The sequence below is a fragment of the Enterobacter sp. MG-EB028 genome, assembly GCF_056673305.1.
In genome coordinates, this window is the sequence record NZ_CP195079.1 from 2689117 (window position 1) to 2711911 (window position 22795).

The following is a 22795-nucleotide window of genomic DNA, read 5'->3' on the forward strand; positions in this document are numbered from 1 at the left end:
GCGCACGTCATGGATTTATGGGCGAAATGCACAATATCAACCGTCAGGCGTCGCTTTGTTCCCTTTCGGCGATCTCTTCTTTCTCTTCAGGCGGTGGCGTGAGCGGGCCGCAGAACCGTTCTGCAAGCCAGGTTGCCAGCGTTACCAGCATCCAGGAGATCAGCGTAGCAACCACCAGATCCCGCGGCCAGTGCATCCCCAGCAGCAAGCGGCTGCCCATAACCCCTGTCGCCCAAACCAGTAAAATCGCGATTGTCATCGTGCGACGTCGAGGCCAAAGCAGCCCAACGCCCAGCAACGCCCAGCTGGCCGCAAACATCGTATGGCCGGAAGGAAACGCGAAACCCGTCTCTTTTTGCCAGTGCTTACGCAGGAATTTGGGAATATCTTCCTGTTCCGCAAGCTGTTCTTTCACCAGCGCACCGCGATCTTTACGCTTTAAATTGTAGAACTCATCCACCGGAACATGGTGTGCTTTTTCCAGCCAGACGACAAAAGGTCTTGGCTCCTGAACATGATCCTTTACCCAGGACTTCACACCCTGTCCAATAACGATCGCGCCGCCGAGGATAGCAAAGAGCATTAGCGCCGCGCGCAATCGAAAGCGCAAGCACCACAAGAACCAGCCGCAAAGGATGACGTGGGTAATAATTCCCCACGGTTGCGTGACCGTTTCCGTTACCCAGTATAACGTTTTCAGCCACGTGGCATTCTGCCCCGGCTGCCACATCCAGCCGGAGACCCACACGGCCAAAGGCATAATCAGTAAAATGGCCGCGCCTGCTGCCGTACGTCTGGCGATTGAAAGCATGTCTTCTCCTTTTTCGCTAAGCCTCACAATCATAACTGAAATTCATTCGATGGGTGGATATGTCGGATCGTGCGTTTAACGTTCATATAGCATGGTGCCCATTAGGCGAACGTGCTGAGCTTGTGGCAAAATGAACAAATACAGAAAGCAAAACGGGCGTAAGGCACGAAACGTGTCAGCCTACTCTGGAGAATCACATGCAGCTTAAACGTGTGGCAGAAGCCAAACTGCCAACCCCATGGGGCGATTTCCTGATGGTGGGGTTTGAAGAACTGGCAACCGGACAGGATCATGTCGCGCTGGTCTACGGCGACATTTCAGGGCAGACGCCGGTACTGTCCCGCGTCCATTCGGAGTGTCTGACCGGCGACGCGTTGTTCAGCCTGCGCTGTGATTGCGGTTTCCAGCTCGAAGCAGCCCTTACCCATATCGCCGAAGAAGGCCGCGGCGTGCTGCTCTATCACCGTCAGGAAGGGCGTAACATTGGTCTGCTGAATAAAATCCGCGCTTACGCACTGCAGGACCAGGGCTACGATACGGTGGAAGCCAACCACCAGCTCGGTTTTGCCGCCGATGAACGCGACTTTACGCTGTGCGCCGATATGTTCAAGCTGCTGGGCGTGGACGAGGTTCGCCTGCTAACCAATAATCCGAAAAAAGTTGAGATCCTCACCGAAGCGGGGATCAACATCGTCGAGCGCGTGCCGCTGATTGTCGGCCGCAACCCGAAAAACGCCCACTATCTCGATACCAAAGCGGCCAAAATGGGCCATCTGCTGAAAGAGTGAGAGTAAAAAGCCCGGCACAAATGCCGGGCTTTTTTTATCAATCCAGCATCTTACGGATCACATAATGTAAAATACCGTCGTTCTGGTAGTAGGTCAGTTCGGTTGCGGTATCAATACGACAGCGGCATTCCAGTACCTCGGTTTTCCCGTCTGCCCGCGTTAATTTCACCGGCACCGTTTTGCCCGGCTGCAGGTTTTGCAGGCCGCTAATTTCAATCTGCTCTTCCCCGGTCAGGCCCAGCGTTTTGCGCGTGACGCCCTGCGGGAACTCAAGCGGCAGGATCCCCATGCCAATTAGATTCGAGCGGTGAATACGTTCAAATGACTCGGCAATGACCACGCGAACGCCAAGCAGACGTGGACCTTTCGCCGCCCAGTCACGGCTGGAGCCGGAACCATACTCTTTCCCGGCGATAACCGCCAGCGGCGTACCTTCCTGCTGATATTTGACGGCTGCGTCATAAATCGACACGACTTCAGTCCCCGGCAGATGGCGCGTCATCCCCCCTTCCACACCCGGAACCATTTCGTTACGAATGCGGATGTTGGCAAAGGTTCCGCGCATCATCACTTCATGGTTACCGCGGCGCGAGCCGTAAGAGTTAAAATCGCGGCGCTCCACTCCCCGGCTTTGCAGATAACGGCCTGCCGGGCTGTCGGCTTTGATACTCCCCGCCGGAGAGATGTGGTCAGTGGTGACGGAGTCCCCCAGCATCGCCAGTATGCGCGCGCCATGGATATCCTTAAGCGGTGCAGGCTCGGCCAGCATCTCATCAAAGAACGGCGACAGACGAATATAGGTAGAGTCGTCCTGCCAGTCATAGGTGTCCGAGCCCACAACGTTGATGGCTTTCCATTCCGGCGTACCTTCAAACACTTCCGCATACTCTTTGCGGAACATCTCGGTAGAAACCTTTTCAACGGCCATCGCAATTTCACGCGAGGACGGCCAGATATCTTTCAGGTAGACAGGCTCATTCTTACGGTCGTGACCAATGGGATCGGTCGCCAGGTTAATATTCATGTTCCCGGCCAGCGCGTAGGCCACCACCAGCGGCGGCGAAGCGAGCCAGTTGGTTTTCACCAGCGGGTGAATACGCCCTTCAAAGTTACGGTTGCCGGAAAGGACTGCGCCAACCGTCAGATCGCCCTGCCTGATTGCCGTTTCAATAGGTTCAGGAAGCGGGCCGGAGTTACCTATACAGGTGGTACAGCCGTAGCCCACGAGGTTAAAGCCCAGCTCGTCAAGATACGGCGTTAACCTGGCCTGTGCCAGGTAATCCGAAACCACTTTCGAGCCCGGTGCCAGCGAGGCCTTGACCCACGGCTGGGGTTTCAGCCCCAGCTCAACCGCTTTTTTAGCCAGCAGACCGGCCGCCATCAACACGCTGGGGTTCGAGGTGTTGGTGCAGGAGGTAATAGCGGCAATGACAACCGCGCCGTCCGGGAGCTGATACTGATGTCCGTTCAGAACATAGTCGATTGGGCGATGGTCCTTTTTCGCCACGTTGACTTGCAGCTCATTGCTGGCGGCAAACGCTTTTGGCACGTCGCTTAACGCCACGCGATCCTGCGGACGCTTCGGACCGGCGAGGCTCGCCTCAACGCTTCCCATGTCGAGCGCGAGCGTGCTGGTAAATACCGGCTCATCGCCCGGATTACGCCACATGCCCTGCGCTTTGGTATACGCCTCCACCAGCGCCACCTGCTCTTCGCTGCGACCGCTCAGGCGCATGTACTCCAGCGTGACGTCATCAATGGGGAAAAAGCCGCAGGTTGCGCCATATTCTGGCGCCATGTTGGCGATGGTCGCACGGTCAGCCAGCGGCAGCGAATCCAGCCCGTCACCGTAAAATTCAACAAATTTGCCCACTACGCCATGCTTACGCAGCATCTGGGTAACGGTGAGCACCAGATCGGTGGCGGTAATGCCCTCAGACAGCTTCCCGGTGAGCTTAAAGCCCACAACATCAGGGATAAGCATGGAGACCGGCTGACCAAGCATGGCGGCTTCCGCTTCGATACCGCCGACACCCCAGCCCAGCACACCGAGGCCGTTAATCATAGTGGTATGGGAATCTGTGCCCACCAGCGTGTCCGGATAAGCCACCCACTCTTTGTCCTGCAATTCACTCCAGACGGCTTTACCGAGATATTCAAGGTTAACCTGGTGACAGATACCGGTGCCGGGTGGAACTACGCTAAAGCGGCTGAACGCCTGCTGGCCCCACTTCAGGAAGACATAACGCTCGTGGTTACGCTCCATCTCAAGACGCACATTCTCGCCAAAGGCATCGTCATCACCGAAGTGGTCAACGGTTACGGAGTGGTCAATCACGAGGTCGACGGGGGAAAGCGGGTTCACTTTAGCCGTGTCGCCACCGAGGCGTTTAACCGCCTCACGCATGGCGGCGAGATCCACCACGGCAGGCACGCCGGTGAAGTCCTGCATCAGGACCCTTGCCGGGCGGTAGGCAATTTCTCTGTCGGCATGGGCATTCTTAAGCCACCCCGCCAGCGCCTGAATATCGTCGAGAGTGACGGAATCACCGTCCTGCCAGCGCAATAGGTTTTCCAGCAAAACTTTCAATGACTTGGGTAAACGCGAAATGTCCCCAAGCGTTCTGGCAGCCAGCGGCAGGCTATAGTAGTGCCAGGTTTTATTTTCTGCCTGTAATGTGTCCTTACTGGCTTCGCGTAGGGTTAACGACATAAGCTCCTCCTTAATTACAGAGATGTCCTGACAATCATCAGGGCCGTAATTAAAGATAACACAAAGATGTCGTAACGTTTTGATAACAACCCGAATTGATAAATTTAGGAATGGTCCAGAGGAGGGCAAAACAAAAAACCCCGCCGCAGCGAGGTTTTATCATTTAGTGGATGGCCAGCCAGATGAGCTGACTCCAGAACAGAATCGACAGGGTAAAAACGCCGATCCATGACCAGTATTTTTGAGACATCATGTTATTCATCATAGGGACACCAGGCATTATTTATTAAACATTCCGAGGCAGGTCCTCGTGCTATATTGCTGATGTGTATTTATTAAAGAGTACAAAGGTGCACAATCATTATTCAGACTAGCTGCATCATTACGCAATAAACTAAATTATTGTTTTTTGGGTTCGTCTTCCGCGAACACATCAATAAAAGCCTGCTGCTGCGGCGTCAGTTTCCAGGACGCTGGCACAGCTGTCGCAGGGGCTTTGCGTCCTTTGTGAACAGTGTCATGATGCTGACACATCCGTTTTGCCGTTTCTGTACGTACCGTCACTGCCATATTCAACCCCAATATTTCCAGGCCAGGAGAGCAACCATCACCCAGAACAGGGCGGAAACGAGAAAGACCGCCAGCCAGGCTTTACGCTTGAGCGCAGGATCCCTTTGCGGTTCTTCACTTCCTGAAGGCATTGCTAACCTCATACAATCGATATCGCTTATCATTTAGGACCAAACAATTGGTACAATTAATCATCTGTTGAGATAAATCCTAAAGAAACTTTAGCCGAAAAGCCAGTGAATTTACGCATCAGGAGGCATGAAATATTCAATCTTTTGACCAGAAATAAATATTTGAAAAGAAAAATTTGCGTAGCCGTTAATTAGTTTCTATTTTTGTCGCCAATTCACGACATTAAAACCACACAAATTAAAAGGATAATGGCAATATATGGCAGGGAAAGTGCAGATGATGATAATTCTAATTTAGCTTTAAGCCGATATTTCGGTATCTTTCCCTCAGGGAAAGATACCGGGTGTGATTATTTTTCGGGGAGTTTGATATCTTTAAACATCTCTTCAATATCTTCATTTGAGCGTAATGCCACGGCGGTATCCACCACGTCACGCGTTAAATGCGGGGCAAAGCGCTGAATAAAATCATACATATAGCTTCGCAGGAAGGTACTACGACGGAAGCCAATTTTTGTCGTGCTATGGCTGAAAATATCATGCGCATCAAGACGCACCAGGTCGGGGTCTGATACCGGGTCGACCGCCATGCTGGCGATTACCCCTACCCCCAGGCCAAGCCGTACATAAGTCTTAATGACGTCGGCATCGGTTGCGGTAAAGACAATCCGCGGCGTTAACCCGGCCCGGTTGAAGGCGGTATCAAGCTCAGAACGTCCGGTGAAGCCAAACGTGTAGGTGACTAAAGGATATTGCGCCAGCTCTTCGATTGTCACCGACCCTTTGCCCGCCAGCGGGTGATCGGGAGTCACCACAATGGAGCGGTTCCAGTGATAGCACGGAAGCATGACCAGATCGTCATACAAATGAAGTGCTTCCGTCGCGATGGCAAAATCTGCATTGCCCTTCGACACCGCCTCAGCAATTTGCGTCGGCGAACCCTGGTGCATATGCAGAGAGACGCGCGGATAGCGCTCGATAAAGCCCTTAATAACACCCGGTAACGCATAGCGCGCCTGGGTGTGCGTCGTGGCAATATACAGCGAGCCTTTATCCGGCCAGGTGTGTTCCCCCGCCACAGACTTAATCGCATCGACTTTGGAGAGGACTTCCCGCGCAATACGGATGATTTCCTGCCCTGCTGGCGTCACCTGGGTAAGGTGCTTACCGCTGCGGGCGAAAATCTGAATACCTAATTCGTCCTCCAGCATGCGAACCTGCTTGCTGATGCCCGGTTGCGAGGTATAGAGCCCCTCGGCGGTAGAAGAGACATTAAGGTTGTGATTCACCACCTCAACGATATAACGAAGCTGCTGTAATTTCATGCCAGACCATCCGATTTAGCGCACGCGGTCAATCGCTTAAGACGATTTGATAATAAGAAAAGGGTTAACTATAACCACTATATCATTTATAGCCCGACTGTATAGTACGGAACAAAAAATAATAATAAGGTAATAAAAAAGGGCCGGATGTCCGGCCCTTTTACAGGTAAGTTACGGTTAAGGAAGATTATTTCTTGCCTTCAACCCATTTACCATCGACATAGAAGGCGGACCATCCGGTCGCTTTGCCCTCTTTCTCTGCCGCCACGTACTGCTGCTTCGTTTTACGGCTAAAACGGACCACCGTCTTATTGCCTTCAGGATCCTGCTGTGGCGCATCGGCCAGATAACGCAGTTTTTCAGGCAGGCGATCGCGGAAGCGATACAGCTCTTCCACCAACGGCGCACGCGTTTCACGCGATTTCGGGAAGGTGTTCGCGGCCAGGAAGACTCCTGCAGCGCCATCACGCAGCACGAAGTACGCGTCGGATTTCTCACACGGCAGTTCTGGCAGCGGAACCGGATCTTCCTTCGGCGGAGCCACTTCACCGTTACGCAGAATTTTGCGCGTGTTTTTACATTCGTCGTTGGTGCAGGCCATGTACTTACCGAAACGCCCCATTTTCAGGTGCATTTCAGAGCCACACTTCTCGCACTCCACGATCGGGCCGTCATAGCCTTTAATGCGGAACTCGCCCTCTTCGATCTCATACCCATCACAGGTTGGGTTATTACCGCAAACGTGCAGTTTGCGTTTAGGATCGATCAGGTAGCTGTCCATCGCCGTGCCGCATTTTTTGCAGCGGCGCTTGGCGCGCAGGGCGTTAGTCTCCGCATCATCACCCTCCAGCACGTTGAGAACTTCGTTCTCCGGCACCAGGTTGATGGTGGTTTTGCAGCGCTCTTTTGGCGGCAGCGCGTAGCCTGAACAGCCCAGGAAGACGCCTGTTGTCGCGGTACGAATACCCATCTTACGGCCACAGGTCGGGCAGTCGATGCTGGTAAGAACCATCTGGTTAGGCAGCATGCCGCCCTCTTCAGGATCTTTCTCCGCTTTCTCAAGCTGGTTGGTAAAGTCGCTGAAGAAACTGTCGAGAACCTTCTTCCACTCAGCCTTGTGGCTGGCCACCTCGTCGAGGCTGTCTTCCATCTGCGCGGTGAAGTCATAGTTCATCAACTCGCGGAAGTTAGCTTCCAGACGGTCAGTGACAATCTCCCCCATTTTTTCGGCATAGAAACGGCGGTTTTCTACGCGAACGTAACCGCGGTCCTGGATGGTTGAGATGATTGACGCGTAGGTTGACGGACGGCCAATTCCGCGTTTTTCCAGCTCTTTAACCAACGACGCTTCACTAAAGCGCGCAGGCGGCTTGGTGAAGTGCTGGGCCGGAACCAGATCGACAAGCGACAACTCGTCGCCTTTGTTTACCGCAGGCAGCGTACGGTCTTCATCACCTTTACGCAGCGCAGGCATCACTTTCGTCCAGCCGTCGAAGCGCAGGATACGGCCGCGCGCTTTCAGACGGAAATCGCCCGCGCCAACGGTCAGCGTAGTGGAGTCGTACTTCGCCGGCGTCATCTGACACGCGACGAACTGACGCCAGATCAGCTGATACAGCTTCTGGGCGTCGGCTTCCATATCTTTCAGCGACTCGGCAAGCACAGAGACATCAGAAGGACGAATCGCTTCGTGCGCTTCCTGAGAATTCTCTTTGCTGGCGAACTGGTTGGCGCTCTCCGGCAGGTATTTTTTACCAAAGTTGTCGCTGATATAGCCGCGCACCATGTTCACCGCGTCCTGGCTCAGGTTCGTTGAGTCAGTACGCATGTAGGTAATGTAACCCGCTTCATACAAACGCTGGGCCATCATCATGGTTTTCTTCACGCCGTAACCCAGACGGGTGCTCGCCGCCTGTTGCAGTGTTGACGTGATAAACGGCGCGCCAGGCTTGCTGCTGGTCGGCTTATCTTCGCGTTCCAGCACCTGATATCGCGCTTTTTCCAGCAGCGCCACGGCGGCCATGGTCTGGTCGCGGTTTTCAGGGCGGAAAGGCTTATCGTTGTGATGGCTGACCTGCAGCGGCAGCGCGTCACCGCCCGGGGTGGTGACGTTGGCGTCAACTTCCCAGAACTCTTCCGGCACGAAAGCTTTAATTTCGCGTTCACGCTCAACGACAAGACGCACGGCTACCGACTGCACGCGTCCCGCAGACAGGCCGCGGGCAATCTTTTTCCACAACAGTGGAGAAACCATGTAACCCACAACGCGGTCCATAAAGCGACGCGCCTGCTGGGCGTTTACACGGTCGATATTCAGCTCGCCCGGCTTCTCAAACGCCTGACGAATCGCATTCTTTGTAATTTCGTTAAACACTACACGGCTGTAGCGTTTGTCATCTCCCCCGATCACTTCCCGCAGGTGCCACGCAATGGCTTCCCCTTCGCGGTCAAGGTCGGTTGCGAGATAGATGTGGTCTGCTTTTTCAGCAAGCTGCTTCAGCTCGTTAACGACTTTTTCTTTCCCGGGCAGCACTTCATATTGTGCATCCCAGTTGTGCCATGGGTTAACACCCATGCGGTTGACAAGCGCGCTACGTTCATCCTTTTTAGGCTTTTTAGCCCCTTTGGTGGAGGTAGAGTCTGCGCTCTTTTTGCTGGCTGAGCCACTGGTCGGCAAATCGCGGATGTGACCAACGCTGGACTTAACCACGTAGTCATTACCCAGATACTTATTGATCGTTTTGGCTTTTGCCGGGGACTCAACGATGACGAGAGCTTTACCCATATTCACCTTTACCTAATTTAATTCTTCCAGGAATACGCCGCACGTTGATTTCCCTTCCGCTGACGACGAGCCAATGATATTGCGACTGCGTCAGGGGATATCAACCCCTATGTCTTACCGAACGTCAGAATGGCGACATCCAGGTCATTGAGTTATCGGGTATTTTTCTCACATCTCGTATAATTCGTGACGAATTCCCGGTCGAATGTCAAGCAATTCTGTTGCCAGAATGACGAAAGCGCACACTCTACCTGATAAAATTCGTTACGCAACTTTATTAGCATGCAAAAGCAAATCCCGCCAACCTGCCCTCTGCACCTTATCCCCTCACATTACAGGGAAAATTTGCCCCCAAAGCGCCCCCGGCGTAGACTATTGTCACTGTTTAAGGAGTGGATTATGCAGAATACGACCCAACCTATTGACCGAGCCTCTCTGCTTATCGAAGCAAACAAGCTTATTCGTGACCATGAAGATACGCTCGCAGGCATTGAAGCCACCGGCGTTGAGCAGCGTAATGGCGTGCTGGTTTTCAGCGGCGAATACTTCCTTGACGAGCAGGGGTTACCGACCCCGAAAAGCACCGCCGTGTTTAATATGTTCAAATACCTGGCGCATACGCTTTCAGAGAAATATCACCTGGTCGATTAATGCAAAACGCGAGGCAGATGCCTCGCGTTTTTGTTTACAGCAGCGGTTTTTGTCCGCGCTGTAGCCAGCGAAGCAGCAGGCGGTCCGCGCTTTCCGCCGCACTGTTGGTAAAGCGGTCCATCAGTCGTTTGCGCTGGGTAAAGCGCACGCCTACCAGTTCACGGCCTTCCATCAGGTTGAGCAGCAGGTCATCGCTGGTACCCACTTCATCCACCAGCCCTTTTTCCTGCGCCTGAATGCCGTACCAGTGCTCACCGGTCGCCACCTGTTCAATATCCAGCGTTGGGCGCATGCGGTGTACGAAGTCTTTGAACAGATGGTGGGTTTCATTCAGATCTTCACGGAATTTTTGACGCCCCTCTTCCGTGTTTTCACCCAGCAGCGTCAGGGTGCGTTTGTACTGACCCGCCGTGTGGAGTTCGATATCAATCTCTTTATTTTTCAGGAAGCGGTTAAAGTTAGGGATCTGTGCGACCACGCCAATTGAACCAATGATGGAAAACGGCGCCGCAACAATTTTGTCCGCCACGCAGGCCATCATATAGCCACCGCTCGCCGCGACTTTATCCACCGCCACGGTAAGCGGGATCTGCTTCTCTCGCAGGCGCTGCAGCTGTGAGGCGGCCAGCCCGTAACCGTGAACCACCCCGCCCGGGCTCTCAAGACGCACCACGACCTGATCCTGAGGCGTTGCCACAGCCAGCACAGCAGTCACCTCTTCGCGCAGCGAGGCGACTTCATGCGCATCCATGCTGCCTTTAAAATCGAGCACATAGACGCGAGGTTTTGCGTCAGACTGTGGCGTCGCGAGCTTCGCTTTCGCCTTCGCGGCTTTGGCTTCCTGCTTATGTTTTTTCTTCTGGGCTTTAAGCCACAGCTTTTGTTGATGACTATCAAGCAGCGAGAGGGACATCTCTTCCTGCATCTCTTTATACTGTTCGCTCAGGCGGGTAATGCGTAACTCCCCACGCTGACGCTTGCGCTGCGTCAGGTTAACAATCAGAACGGCAACCACCGCAATGGCAATTACCACCGTCGCGATTTTGGCCAAAAACAACCCATATTGAGAAAGTAATTCCACGCGTTCCACCTTGATTTAACCACGAATCTTTCACGGCAGTGTACAACAGCCCTGCCTCTGCGTCTCGCCCGTGACATTACCTATGCGAGCCGTCTTCAGGAACCCCCGCGCTGCGGTTTAAATATTTGCAAATTGTTAATTTTACAGTAATACGTCCTGTAGACTGATTGAATTCTCACGCTAATTCGGGCATAAAGCCGAAAAGTCATTATGAAGGCGTGATTGAGATACCGTGCGCCTGAGGAGTCACCGTGCATTATCAACCGCAAAAAAACCTGCTGCAGAACCGGATCATTCTTGTCACCGGCGCCAGCGATGGTATTGGTCGCGAAGCGGCCCTGACGTATGCTGAGTATGGCGCGAGCATCATTCTGATTGGGCGCAACGAAGAAAAGCTCAAAGGGGTCGCAAAGGAAATTGAAGCCGCAGGCGGCACGCCGGCCCCCTGGTACACGCTCGATTTGCTGACATGCACGCCAGCGGAGTGCCAGGAACTTGCCCGCCGAATCAGTACCCACTACCCACGTCTGGACGGCGTGCTGCATAATGCCGGTTTGTTAGGCGAAGTGCGTCCGATGGATGAACAGGATCCGGATATCTGGCAGCAGGTCATGCAGGTTAACGTCAACGGCACCTTTTTCCTCACGCAGGCCTTGCTCCCTTTATTACTCAAATCCGAGTCCGGGTCTCTGGTCTTCACCTCTTCCAGCGTAGGCAGAGAGGGACGCGCAAACTGGGGGGCTTATGCTGTCTCAAAATTCGCGACCGAGGGCATGATGCAGGTGCTGGCGGAGGAGTATCAGAACCGCCATCTGCGCGTAAACTGCATTAACCCGGGCGGTACGCGCACCAGCATGCGTGCCAGCGCGTTCCCGACAGAAGATCCGCTGAAGCTGAAAACCCCGGCAGACATAATGCCGCTCTATCTCTGGCTGATGGGTGACGACAGCCGCCGCAAAACCGGAATGACCTTTGATGCACAGCCGGGCCGCAAACCGGGGATTTCGCAATGAGCGAAGAGCGTCATCAGCAGCGCCAGCAGCGCCTGAAGGAACAGGTTGACGCCCGCGTCGCGGCAGCCCAGGACGAGCGTGGGATCGTCATCGTTTTTACCGGGAACGGCAAAGGCAAAACCACTGCCGCGTTTGGCACCGCTACCCGCGCCGTCGGCCACGGGCAAAAAGTGGGGGTCATCCAGTTTATCAAAGGGGAATGGCCCAACGGTGAGCGTAATTTGCTTGAACCTCACGGCGTTGAGTTTCAGGTGATGGCGACCGGGTTTACGTGGGATACGCAGAACCGGGAAACCGATACCGCAGCCTGCCTTGCCGTCTGGGAGCACGCCAAAAGAATGCTGGCTGACCCGGCGTTAAATATGGTGCTGCTGGATGAGATCACCTATATGATCGCCTACGACTACCTGCCGCTGGAGGACGTATTGGATGCACTGAAGAACCGACCTGCGCATCAGACGGTTATCGTGACAGGTCGCGGGTGTCATCGGGAGATTCTGGAGCTAGCAGATACCGTGAGCGAACTGCGTCCGGTCAAGCATGCGTTTGATGCAGGCATCAAAGCACAAATTGGCATTGATTACTAAAGAAAAAAGCCCGGTACGTTCACCGGGCTTTTTTTAAATTATCCGTTGTTATTCCGGCTGCCAGAGCGACGATTGCTGTTCACCTGGCTGTGTCGTTTCACCGCACGACGGATCTGATTCGCCTTCATGCGACGACGATCTTTCTCCACCGCCACTTTAGAAGTGGTTTCCGGAGTCAGGCCAACCAGCTCGCGCAGGTAGTTAGTCTGAGTAAGATCCAGCTCGGTATACCCCCCGCGCGGCAGGCCTTTCGGCAGCAGAATGTCGCCGTAGCGAACGCGGATCAGGCGGCTCACCTGCACGCCAACCGCTTCCCACAGACGACGCACCTCGCGGTTACGTCCCTCGGTCAGGGTGACGTTGTACCACTGGTTAATCCCTTCACCACCGGTAAATTTGATGGTTTTGAACGCCGCAGGGCCATCTTCCAGCTGCACGCCGCGCGACAGATCGCGCAGTTTATTCTCATCGACCTGGCCAAACACGCGCACCGCGTATTCACGTTCCACTTCGCGGCTTGGGTGCATCAAACGGTTTGCCAGTTCACCATCGGTGGTAAACAGCAGCAGACCGCAAGTGTTCACGTCCAGACGACCTACGGCAATCCAGCGAGCGCCGCGCAGTTTTGGCAGACGGTCAAACACCGTCGGACGACCTTCCGGATCGTTGCGGGTACACAGCTCGCCTTCCGGCTTGTAGTACGCCAGCACGCGGCAGATTTGTTCTGCGGACTCTTTTACGGAGATAAGATGGCCGTCGATGCGGATCTTCAGCCCCGGTACGATTTCAACGCGGTCACCCAGCGTGGCGATTTTACCGTCCACACTCACGCGGCCCGCTTCAATAATGGCTTCGATTTCACGGCGTGAACCGTGGCCGGCGCGCGCCAGCACTTTCTGTAACTTCTCGCTCATTGAGCTTCCTCAGGTGTCGCCTTCACAGGCGTCTGGTATACTTTCTAAAACAACGAGTTAGCTAATAAATCGACTTAACTCACTGATCTGTAACTATTTCATGGTACACAGCATGGCAAACAACGTGTCACACAAGCTGTCACACACAATGATTCGTGGGCGCACATACTACACTAACTTTAGACTAAATGATTCAACAAGTTTTGTGCGTCTGAGTCTCGGTACTGATAGCCGAAAGCAAGCAGAAGTGATCATGAATCAGATCCGCCCTTTCATTCCCCTTGTTCAGAATGGAACGATGAGCCTCGACGAGTTCAAACGCAAAATGCAAGGCTACCGAGCCGCCACTAAACAGGACTTTGACAACTATCTTCTACATGCACTCGAAAGAGATATTGCAGAGGTGGAGCGTCTGCCGGAGTTAGGACAGTGGCACAGAAACATAAATCCTGATTCTCCATTATCTGCTTCTGATACGGTTGAAGCCGCACAAGGCTATTCGGAAGCTCACTTCCAACGCATGGTTAATGGTAGCGATCAGACAGCAAACGAAGTGCTTGCAAGTTTTCACATGAAGAAACTTGAACTTTCCAAGGGTGATTTGCCCCTTGCGAATCAAGTAGGTGCTGCACTTGATATGAGCCGCGCGACCGTCGCGCAAGCCTATGAAGCATTCTATTCGAAAGATTTGCTGCGATATCGCCAACTCATTGCAACACTGCAAAATCAGTTAGAAAAGCAGAAACTGAAATCTTCACCCCAAAGTAGTGTTGAAACAAACCAGGCTTTTTCAACGGAAGTTAAAGATACCGCAAGCCAGGCAATCAAACTTTCCGAAGCATGGACGCAGTATGTTGAAGAAAAAGGTCAAAAATGGCGTGCAAGCATCGCTAACGAGAACCAGCGTTTCTTTGATGTGCTGATTTACGTTATTGGTGATAAACCGATTGATCGGGTTACTAAGCAAGATATTCGTGAAGCGCTGAAAGTGACCGAAAACTTACCGACTCGGACTAAGCTGCCATACAAGCGCCTATCTTTGCCTGAATGCATTGATTATGACGTACCAGAGGAAGATCTGATCAGTAGTCAGCATGTTGAAAAACATCTCAAAATCTGGCGCTCGCTTTTTAAAACTTACCTCGTTGACACCAAAGACCAGTTAGAGAAATCCCCTACCGATGGAATCACATATGAGGTGAAGCCCAATCGGAGAGGTCATTTCAGCAACGCTGAGTTGAGTAAGCTTAAAACCAAGCTGTTCTCACTGGAAGATAACGATTGGCGCAAATGGTACTTCCTCACCCTCATTTATACTGGTGCTCGACGTGGCGAGATTGCCTCTATTAGAAAGCGGGACATCCGTTTAGATGAAGAAACTTCACGCTGGTACATTTATATAGAAGACGGGAAAACCGAACATGCCCAACGCCAGATACCACTCAATAAGGTTTTAGAGTCAGGTTTACTCAGTCTTGCCGATGCTCTTAACGATGGTGATCTGATTTTCAGTGACTTACCTAACTACACCACAGCAACAGCCGAATGGGCTAAATTGATGAATGAAACAGGTGTCCCTGATTATGATGAGTTTGGGCTAAAAAGGCGCATACATAGTCTTCGTCACACCTTCGTAAGTCATTGCCTTGCATCTGGTGGCGTCTCTTTACCTTTGATGCAGTTTGTAGTCGGACACTCTCGAACTCAAAGTTTAGGTGTAACGTCCATTTACACGCACCGCCCACCGCTTAAAGACCTGTTATGTGTCGTTGACTTTCAGAAATGAGAAAAGGGGCGTAAGCCCCTTTCTTCCAATATCGCTGTAATGTTTCGAGATGTTTTTACTTTTTCCCTTTTTTAGGGGGGATTTTTACAGTTTCCGTAACAGTTGTCCCTGGACGTTTCTTAGCCTCTTCCGGCTTAACAAACTGACCAGTACCCGCATCACGAACTACCTTTTGTTTAGGCATGAAAACACCTCATCTTAAATGAAGGATAGAACTACTTAACCTTTTTAAGAGTAGGTAATAAGCGAAGCGGAGTCAAAGAAAAAGCACAATATATGCACGCTGGTCACGAAATACTATACAACCTATAGCGGAATAGTAATCTCTTACATCACCCTGCAGATGACTATATACTACTCACTTGAAGCATTAACTCTGCGCAAAGCTTGTCTGACTTGCATGGTGTTAACTCAATCTACAAAGACTAAACGAGCAAAGGGGCATTAGCCCCTTTGCTGTGTCAATCACCACCTCAGACATCCCGAGATTCGGTTTTGCGTTCTGATTTTCTACGTCGTTCAAAGGTGCGGATTACATCCCAGATAAACAGGAACAGCAGATACCAGTAAAGTGCGGTGATCATACGCAAACCTCTTGGTTCCAATAGCTTCGAACTGTTCTCAGAGACACACCCATCGCTTCAACCGTTTCCTTCGGTGTTAGCCCTTGCGCCTTGTATTCCAGAACCTTCAAACGCGTTTCATGCTGCTTTCCAGCTTTCTTGATTCCAAGGCATTCGATGGTTGAGCCAGGGAAGTAATGGGTTTTGAGGTATTCCGCTGCCGCCATGTCGGGAACGACAAACACGAGAGAGTGATCGGTATCAGTGTTGCGAATGGATGTTCGGCTAAGAAACTGGTAGCACCGTTCAAAATACATTGCCTGGCGCTTCTTCTCCATCACAGTTTCAAAATCCCAACCGATACGTTCGCAATAGTCAGCCCATCGCTTACGGTCTTTATCGCCCAGATTTGCACATCCGAGGAACACGGCACAATGAATGCTCTGATAGCTGTTCATCCCGTAGCTGGACATTGAAACGTCAACACCACCCATGCGATCACCAAGCTCAGTGAGTCCGATGGTCTGGAAGTCGCAGATGGTTTTGTCCTTGTTAGTGGCGAAGATAAAATCCTTCCCAACTATCTGCTTTATCTCGTTCAGATGATTGTTAAAGACATTAGCAAGCTCTGACTGTCCCGCTCTTTTGATATCTTCTGAGAGGACAACCACCATCTTGATAGGCACGTTCTTATGCTTGCGTCTCTCGGGTTCTGGCTGAAGGTGTTCCCCGGCTTCCAGTACTGCGATTTGAGCAACGTTCTCAGCCATCCATACAAACCCACTGCGATCTACACCAGCGCCAAGCACAGTGAAGTTCTTCGCCCACGTTGCGGCCTTCAGTATCGGATTAAAAGTGTACCCAAAGAAGCTGAATGAAGAATCACACTCGGTATGCATCACGCCACCGCCGTCGAGGGCCACGTATAGCACTTTCTTAAGATTGTCACTGTTAGCGTGCTTCTCATGGTAATACTTGTACAGATTGTCGTAGTGCTCTTCGCGCAGGTACAGCAGCCCGTTTCGCTCTTCCAGCCATTCCAGGAATGGGAAGTTTTCTGCCGTCCTGTCAGCATGGCGGATCGTCGCTTCTGCTCCAAACCAACCATCAGGTATCTCATCTACCACCACATTGTGTTCTGCCAGTAGAGAGCGCATCTCAGGATTGAACGTAGCGAGGTGGCAGTAGTTGGTGAAACATTCGTGGGTGGTTATCACCACATTTGTCTGGAAGTTATCAGCCAGGGTGCTTTTCAGGTTGAGAGTCGCCCCTTCAACGAAAATGTGATGGTTTGGGATTCTCAAGAGATTCAGATCTTGCTTGAACTGCTCGGCTAAAGCGTGGGTTGGTACTACGATTAAGAACTTTTCTGGGACAGCTTCGAGATTGAAGCTGAGAATGTACTCTTTCAGACGGTGGCTCTTTCCTGAGCCGCAAATCGCATTAACAAAGTTTACTACTGGTTTCTTTTGGGTCATTCGGTTCCTCTCGGTTTAGGACTGCTGTTATTAACTCACTCACCAGCGCGGCGGCTGATTTGTCTTCACGGTTGGCACGTTCAATCAGCGCCTTGTGGATGTCATCAGTGAATCGGATATTCATTTTGTTTTTTCCTTTCGGTATTCATCAAATCGAGCGAGTGCATCAGCAAACAGTTTTTCACGTTCCGCGTATTTGCGTTTTCTGGCTACGTTCATAGATGCATAGATCACTTCACGAGTGACTTCGCCATTGACCAGTTCATTAAAAACCTGGTCACTACTAAAATATTTCAAAGCAATGTTCCTCCTGCTTAGCAACTCATCGAGAATGAATATTGTGTATATTCCAGACATGACAAAACCCCCACACCGTTTACCCGGAGGAGGCATGAAGATAAAGTCATCAGAGTGGGCATTTGTTAGAGAAGTGAAGATATCCCTCACTTAATACCACCTTACCATGAAACGAACGTTTTGTCAAGTTATTTATTAACTTTCAACAAGATACTATCAAGGAGTCTATGGAAAAGTTGCTCTCCCCACATACATCATGGTTGTCCGGTAGCTTCACTGACTCGGCTACCATCTTATCTATATTATTAACAATGAAATTTCCGGCTTAATATGCAAGTAAGCCGATCTTATGGCTACGCCATTTGCACAAGTAACCTGACACAGAGGATGCAGAAAAGTCTAAAGGTACTTTAGAGTTATTTGCATCTTCGGTAAAAGTGGAGGCTTACAATGGAACACTGAAAGTGTGTAATGGTGCATAAACTCATTTTCACAAGAGTAACTTGCACAATGGATTCATGGACGAGGTGTACGAGTACATAACACAGTAAATAATCAATATTTACTATTTAAATAGTAGTTAATGGTTTTTTAGGTATTAATGTTCGTTATGTGAGTACTGCGAGCATAGCAGATTTTCTTTACAGGAAAATAGCTTCTGAGTAATAACATCAGGTACAAAGGTTACTTTCCTGTAATCGATATCTTCCATGCTCCGCATTACATGCTACTCATGCAGCATACTTTTCATGGTCGCAGTGCTCTGCATGAAACAACACTCCAGAAAGCCGGAAAACTCCTCATGACTAACAGGATGTAAATAACCTATAAACAACCACATTTGATAGATATAACCTATCATAATTCCTCCCTTATTATTCATCTTCTAACGCCTTTACGAAACTTTTATCCTTCCATCAACTTTCAACAAAGCCTTATTCTATGCGGCTTACAGCTAAATCAATGACGAATCATTAAGTGCTAATACTAAGCAACCGTTCTTTCTTGCGTTGTTAAAATAAGCAGCGCTTTTTATTCCCACTTTTACTCTGAACTACTGGTGTTGAAAGTCTTTACATACGGGCACTGCTCTTTAGTGACGTAGGTGAAAACATACTGGCTGTTCTCATAGGTGCAAAGCGTCTTGCCATTCTCCGTTTTTTCCTGCTGCGGATCTGTCATTGTGATTTGTCCTGCCATCACCAACTGTGAAATCAGCAGTCCCGATATCACCAATATTGATTTCTTCATAAACCCACTCCAGGTGACTGTTATCGCGAATGTTACAGTGCTCAGTATTTGTACAATAGCATTGTATCACCCAAATCGATCGATTTTACTGATCTATAAGATCGATTTAATTAATTAAAGTGGTAAGATAAGGTAATGCGCTAACAGCGCCTTGCCACCAAATCAAACAAGAAAAGGAAGACCATGAAAAGATTGATTCTCGCGTCACTGATCGTTCTCCCCTTCGCCTCAAGTGCAACCACATTCACCTGTAAGGCGATCCAGGAAGGGCAGATCGATTCTGGTAGCCAAAAATCTTCAGTCGAAACTCGCCTTGATGTGCAGGACAAAAGTATGAAGGTGAGCATGGGTGGTAAAACCTGGCGGCTCGGTTTCTTGGGTGAGAAAAGTATTGCGAAGATGTACGCTACGCCAGACGGAGGGATTGCCGTCACATACATCGACAATGGGAGTGAGCCTATTTTCGTTATGCGCCCCACAAACAATGATGGACAGACTGCTGTCTACACGCTCAGCCTGTGCTCTTAGATGTAAACAAAGGCGTGAGTAATCACGCCCTATATATTTGCTCGACCCCAACAATCAAACTGCAACGAGCATTTGAGCCAATCACCAGCCTCGTGATTATCATTTCCACATACATTTGCTCTCTGTCGCGAGTCCTAAACCTCTATTATCCAGTCTCAAAACGATCTCCTTTTAAGACCACACCGACGCAATAACAGAATGCGGCTTCGCCTTGTCTCAAAAGGTTGATCTTTTATTTTGAGACAGCTATCATTTTGATACTATCTTTTGAGACTTCGGGAACATCATGACAACTGTGATCGGATATGTGCGAGTTTCCACCAGCGACCAGAACGTTGAAAACCAGAAGCAGCGGATAACCGAAGCTGGATATAGTGTTAACCGCTGGTTCAGTGATGAAGCTGTGAGTGGTGCAGTAAAGGCATCAGATCGTCCAGGGTTCGGTGAGTTACTCAGCTATGTACGAGAAGGCGATACGCTGATTGTGATTGCTATAGACCGCCTGGGACGTAACACCATTGATGTACTTTCCACAGTTGAAATGTTGCAAACGAAGGGCGTGAAGATTGTCAGCTTGCGAGAAGGATTTGACCTATCAACACCAGTTGGCAAAGCAATGCTTACCATGATGGCAGGACTTGCCAGCCTGGAAAAAGACCTGATAGCAGAGCGCAGAACGGCAGGTATCAAGCGTGCTCAGTCTGAAGGAAAACATTGCGGCAGACCGATTAAAGCAACCGCTGAACAGGTGAGAGAGTTATTAGTTCAAGGGTGCTCTCCTGCAATGGTTCAAGATAGGCTGGCTATCAGCAAAGCCACCTTCTACCGACTAAAGACCTTCTGACCCATCTTACTGATATTTGAGGATTCTGCCAGTTACAAGCGGGAGCCTTCGATCAGGTTGTTAAGCGGCTTCAGCAAGCGTGATAGACTATATGCATTAAGAGATATATACGCGCATTAACGCTTACTTGATCACGTACGTGCGTTGAAATGAATATAAAGGGGCAGCTTGCCCCCTATTCTTAAGGGTAAGAAAGTTCAGCGGTGACTAAATGTGATTCTAACTTATCAGATTGGACGTCATACGCGAAGTTATACCGCTCCCCAGACGTAAACTTAAATCCAAATACAGGAAGACACTCCCCCTTCGGTACATAAACAGGCTTGTCATCGAAAATCTTGTGAAGAGAGTCGCTATTATCGCTTTTGATTTGAATAGCAGTGATCCGTTCCTGCGGCTCCAGTGGTGACAACACACAAACTTGATTATCTTTGATCAATGCCGTTGTAGATTCACGATCTACCATTCGATCACCTGGCCCAGGGCATCCCGTTAAGAGGAATACAACACCCAGCAACATTTTGTTTTTCATGTTTAACGCCCCTTCCCTGTTACGATTTTCTGGTAAAGCGAAGGGACATCCTGCAACAAATCTACGCCTCTGTACATCCCTATGCGCCCTGGTCTCTGATAGTATGACCACTTACTGATCCCATAAACCAGCAGTAACCAGTAATCAGCTAAAATAGAGGCTTGCTGTTCAAGAGAGTAATCAGTGAGCTTTTCTTTATCCAGCCTGTAGGTATATTCAGCAGCCCAGCTAAAAGCTCCCCGCATTCTCACCCATTGCCCGTGTTGGTGTTGCCAGACATGCCCCAGCTCATGGATGAAAACATATTTATCTTCGATGAAAACCGAGTTTGCGGAAAAATCTTCCCTGTACATCGACTTTCTGTACCATAACTCCCCGTTTGGAGTCATCGCGTAGTTCTGTTTTTGTAGTCCGAATGGTAAATAGCTGTCGCAATGAATCCAGACACGGCTATACACTATCGAATCACCGAACACTCTACGAGCCATTGCTATCTCGCCTAAAGTCATCCGGCGTAATGTTCCTTCTTCTGCCTGTGCGCTCATAAACCGTCCTCCTTGTATGATTTATCTAAATCGTAAAATCATAAGTCGAAATAGTCTATACACGAACATTAGCCATTCATCAAATACAGTGACGGTGCAAGCGTTACTCCCCATTGGTACTATCCCCGTCCTCTTGTAGCATGGACTCAATAAACTCTCGTTGCTCATGCGTCAGTGCAAGTTCTTCCAGCAAGCGCTCTAACTCTTCCTCAGGTGATTCATCTTGAATCTGTCTGTTCCCGATAACCATACTCACCCTTGAGTTATTAGGATTAATCGCAGAGTATTCAGGGTGTAGAAAATGCGCAACTAACAGATTTTGGACAATAAAGCCTTATTGCCCATTGATGATATGACAATGGGTGGTGCAACAGCATCAGCGTTTTGCCTACTGGCAATGCTTGTCAAACCACTGGCGGACTTTATCAGTGCTGATGCTTTCATCATGTCTGGCCACAGCCCAAGAAGCAAAGTTACTCTGGTACTTATCGTAAAAACCGCCGACAGGGTATTCGATCCTTTTATTCAAGAAAGCCGTTACAAATTTTTGCTCAGCTACTTCCTTCTGACGGTTTGAAAAATCCACAGAGTAGCGAGGCGCGTTAGCAATAAAATGGCAATAAACCGCGCTAAGTATGTCAGTATCATTTAGCATTGGGGGAGTCTGACAAGCCCAAACTTCTTGAATAGTGGATGTGTTGCCAGCAGTCGTCTTATAGAGAGTCGCCTCCTTCCCTTTGCTCCTGCAAAAGTCTCCAACCAGTGACATAACGATTTCTGCATTTTCTGAATCCCGGTAACGAGCAGTCACTAACCACCCAAGGGCTTGATCGTAGCTCTCCGAGTAGGTAGGCACATCTAAGTGCACTTGCCGCTGCGAGTATCCACTACAACCAACGCAAACGGCACAGAAGAACAGAGATAATCCCTTAATACACATGATCCACCGACAATAGTTTGTTTTTCAAGCTATCTTAGCGGTCAGATTGTTCCTGGACAAGGGTAGTTAACTATCGGCGCTCTCGTATTGGCTGGGCTGGTTATATGGAAACAATCTCACATCCGCTAAAAAAGAATCTTTGGCTAAAGGTTTGAAGTATCGCTTGCCACCCTACTGTTTGGAATGTACCGAACGATTGTCTGTGCCATAACCCCAGAAATGACCATCTGACTTAACTCAACCGTTGTGTCAGGAAGTTTCCAGGTTACTTTACTTGGATCAGAAAACTCAGGCTTTCCATACTTCTGAGTTAGTAATTGATTTAATGTGCCAAATTGATGTGCAGAGATGCCTTCATTTTTCTTTTCATTGCTGGCTACGTTCGTTTGAACAAGCCGATCAGCGCCGTCGAACAAAAATGTCACTGTATACAGACCGCTACCAATCGATACATTATCAATCCGCACTTTTCCAAAGTTATCCTTATACTTTTCTGGTGAGATGAGATGTGCACCATTGCCCTGAGCAGCAACAACTTCTGACGGATTCATGCCCCATGTAGTATTTCCATACCCTATGCCCTTGGCGAATGAGAGCAGAGGTAAAGTTAGAATCACGAAAGCCATTAGTAATTTTTTCATTACATCCCCACGAATTGAGTT

The 22795-nt window shown here is 50.1% G+C and carries 24 protein-coding genes; 7 read left to right on the forward strand and 17 right to left on the reverse strand.

Annotation, left to right across the window (positions count from 1 at the left end; translation table 11 throughout):
* Positions 1 to 43: 43 nt before the first annotated feature.
* On the reverse strand, positions 44 to 811 hold the full coding sequence (gene pgpB / locus ACR42C_RS12795) for a phosphatidylglycerophosphatase B (RefSeq protein WP_116339495.1): 768 nt from the start codon (positions 809 to 811) through the stop codon (positions 44 to 46).
* 197 nt (positions 812 to 1008) lie between these two features.
* Here pgpB and ribA point away from each other — a divergent pair, with 197 nt between their 5' ends.
* Positions 1009 to 1599, forward strand: coding sequence for a GTP cyclohydrolase II (gene ribA, locus ACR42C_RS12800; RefSeq protein ID WP_028013401.1), 591 nt, complete (start codon positions 1009 to 1011; stop codon positions 1597 to 1599).
* Positions 1600 to 1636: 37 nt separating this feature from the next.
* Here ribA and acnA read toward each other — a convergent pair whose 3' ends face one another.
* From acnA to topA, 6 genes are all read right to left on the reverse strand, one after another.
* Positions 1637 to 4312: an aconitate hydratase AcnA gene (gene acnA / locus ACR42C_RS12805; protein WP_479984182.1), complete on the reverse strand. Its 2676-nt coding sequence runs from the start codon at positions 4310 to 4312 to the stop codon at positions 1637 to 1639.
* 163 nt (positions 4313 to 4475) lie between these two features.
* On the reverse strand, positions 4476 to 4574 hold the full coding sequence (ymiC, locus tag ACR42C_RS12810) for a small membrane protein YmiC (protein ID WP_226857662.1): 99 nt from the start codon (positions 4572 to 4574) through the stop codon (positions 4476 to 4478).
* Between the two features lie 137 nt (positions 4575 to 4711).
* The gene (locus ACR42C_RS12815) at positions 4712 to 4882 is read right to left on the reverse strand and encodes a hypothetical protein (RefSeq protein ID WP_032644881.1); all 171 of its coding nucleotides are present in this window, start codon (positions 4880 to 4882) and stop codon (positions 4712 to 4714) included.
* 2 nt (positions 4883 to 4884) lie between these two features.
* A complete protein-coding gene (locus tag ACR42C_RS12820) occupies positions 4885 to 5025 on the reverse strand; it encodes a YmiA family putative membrane protein (protein WP_213743510.1) in 141 nt (46 codons plus the stop codon).
* 338 nt (positions 5026 to 5363) lie between these two features.
* Positions 5364 to 6338, reverse strand: coding sequence for an HTH-type transcriptional regulator CysB (gene cysB, locus ACR42C_RS12825; RefSeq protein WP_061097998.1), 975 nt, complete (start codon positions 6336 to 6338; stop codon positions 5364 to 5366).
* Between the two features lie 187 nt (positions 6339 to 6525).
* Positions 6526 to 9123 carry a type I DNA topoisomerase gene (gene topA, locus ACR42C_RS12830; RefSeq protein WP_163330854.1) on the reverse strand — a complete coding sequence of 866 codons (2598 nt, stop codon included), beginning with the start codon at positions 9121 to 9123 and terminating at the stop codon, positions 6526 to 6528.
* A 399-nt stretch (positions 9124 to 9522) separates the two neighbouring features.
* Between topA and ACR42C_RS12835 the strand changes: the two genes are divergently transcribed.
* The gene (locus ACR42C_RS12835; RefSeq protein WP_003856804.1) at positions 9523 to 9774 is read left to right on the forward strand and encodes a YciN family protein; all 252 of its coding nucleotides are present in this window, start codon (positions 9523 to 9525) and stop codon (positions 9772 to 9774) included.
* A gap of 34 nt (positions 9775 to 9808) precedes the next feature.
* On the opposite strand, the gene sohB is transcribed toward ACR42C_RS12835, so the two are convergent.
* Positions 9809 to 10855 (reverse strand): protease SohB, encoded by a 1047-nt coding sequence (gene sohB, locus ACR42C_RS12840; protein WP_116339489.1) that lies wholly within the window; start codon positions 10853 to 10855, stop codon positions 9809 to 9811.
* A gap of 251 nt (positions 10856 to 11106) precedes the next feature.
* Here sohB and ACR42C_RS12845 point away from each other — a divergent pair, with 251 nt between their 5' ends.
* Positions 11107 to 11868 carry a YciK family oxidoreductase gene (locus tag ACR42C_RS12845; protein WP_163330852.1) on the forward strand — a complete coding sequence of 254 codons (762 nt, stop codon included), beginning with the start codon at positions 11107 to 11109 and terminating at the stop codon, positions 11866 to 11868.
* The gene (gene cobO, locus ACR42C_RS12850; protein WP_316379288.1) at positions 11865 to 12455 is read left to right on the forward strand and encodes a cob(I)yrinic acid a,c-diamide adenosyltransferase; all 591 of its coding nucleotides are present in this window, start codon (positions 11865 to 11867) and stop codon (positions 12453 to 12455) included. Before ACR42C_RS12845 ends, cobO begins: the two co-directional genes overlap by 4 nt.
* Positions 12456 to 12493: 38 nt before the next feature.
* On the opposite strand, the gene rluB is transcribed toward cobO, so the two are convergent.
* The gene (gene rluB, locus ACR42C_RS12855) at positions 12494 to 13369 is read right to left on the reverse strand and encodes a 23S rRNA pseudouridine(2605) synthase RluB (RefSeq protein WP_028013408.1); all 876 of its coding nucleotides are present in this window, start codon (positions 13367 to 13369) and stop codon (positions 12494 to 12496) included.
* A 253-nt stretch (positions 13370 to 13622) separates the two neighbouring features.
* On the opposite strand from rluB, the gene ACR42C_RS12860 reads away from it, so the two are divergent.
* Complete coding sequence (locus ACR42C_RS12860; protein ID WP_080345976.1) at positions 13623 to 15155, forward strand: tyrosine-type recombinase/integrase; 1533 nt, start codon at positions 13623 to 13625, stop codon at positions 15153 to 15155.
* A 55-nt stretch (positions 15156 to 15210) separates the two neighbouring features.
* On the opposite strand, the gene ACR42C_RS12865 is transcribed toward ACR42C_RS12860, so the two are convergent.
* From ACR42C_RS12865 to ACR42C_RS12880, 4 genes are all read right to left on the reverse strand, one after another.
* Complete coding sequence (locus ACR42C_RS12865) at positions 15211 to 15339, reverse strand: hypothetical protein (RefSeq protein WP_023294885.1); 129 nt, start codon at positions 15337 to 15339, stop codon at positions 15211 to 15213.
* Between the two features lie 396 nt (positions 15340 to 15735).
* Positions 15736 to 17196: a DEAD/DEAH box helicase family protein gene (locus ACR42C_RS12870; protein ID WP_063865697.1), complete on the reverse strand. Its 1461-nt coding sequence runs from the start codon at positions 17194 to 17196 to the stop codon at positions 15736 to 15738.
* 120 nt (positions 17197 to 17316) lie between these two features.
* Complete coding sequence (locus ACR42C_RS12875; RefSeq protein ID WP_479984183.1) at positions 17317 to 17553, reverse strand: hypothetical protein; 237 nt, start codon at positions 17551 to 17553, stop codon at positions 17317 to 17319.
* A gap of 984 nt (positions 17554 to 18537) precedes the next feature.
* The gene (locus tag ACR42C_RS12880) at positions 18538 to 18744 is read right to left on the reverse strand and encodes a hypothetical protein (RefSeq protein WP_063149427.1); all 207 of its coding nucleotides are present in this window, start codon (positions 18742 to 18744) and stop codon (positions 18538 to 18540) included.
* Between the two features lie 183 nt (positions 18745 to 18927).
* On the opposite strand from ACR42C_RS12880, the gene ACR42C_RS12885 reads away from it, so the two are divergent.
* Both ACR42C_RS12885 and ACR42C_RS12890 read left to right on the forward strand, forming a co-directional pair.
* The gene (locus ACR42C_RS12885) at positions 18928 to 19272 is read left to right on the forward strand and encodes a hypothetical protein (RefSeq protein WP_479984184.1); all 345 of its coding nucleotides are present in this window, start codon (positions 18928 to 18930) and stop codon (positions 19270 to 19272) included.
* A gap of 286 nt (positions 19273 to 19558) precedes the next feature.
* The gene (locus ACR42C_RS12890) at positions 19559 to 20116 is read left to right on the forward strand and encodes a recombinase family protein (protein WP_063149426.1); all 558 of its coding nucleotides are present in this window, start codon (positions 19559 to 19561) and stop codon (positions 20114 to 20116) included.
* A 181-nt stretch (positions 20117 to 20297) separates the two neighbouring features.
* On the opposite strand, the gene ACR42C_RS12895 is transcribed toward ACR42C_RS12890, so the two are convergent.
* The 4 genes from ACR42C_RS12895 to ACR42C_RS12910 form a co-directional block, all read right to left on the reverse strand.
* Positions 20298 to 20648 (reverse strand): putative T6SS immunity periplasmic lipoprotein, encoded by a 351-nt coding sequence (locus ACR42C_RS12895; protein ID WP_479984185.1) that lies wholly within the window; start codon positions 20646 to 20648, stop codon positions 20298 to 20300.
* 2 nt (positions 20649 to 20650) lie between these two features.
* Complete coding sequence (locus ACR42C_RS12900; RefSeq protein ID WP_063149424.1) at positions 20651 to 21193, reverse strand: hypothetical protein; 543 nt, start codon at positions 21191 to 21193, stop codon at positions 20651 to 20653.
* A 388-nt stretch (positions 21194 to 21581) separates the two neighbouring features.
* Complete coding sequence (locus ACR42C_RS12905; protein ID WP_046889832.1) at positions 21582 to 21962, reverse strand: hypothetical protein; 381 nt, start codon at positions 21960 to 21962, stop codon at positions 21582 to 21584.
* A gap of 314 nt (positions 21963 to 22276) precedes the next feature.
* Positions 22277 to 22774: a hypothetical protein gene (locus ACR42C_RS12910; protein WP_479984186.1), complete on the reverse strand. Its 498-nt coding sequence runs from the start codon at positions 22772 to 22774 to the stop codon at positions 22277 to 22279.
* Positions 22775 to 22795: the final 21 nt, after the last annotated feature.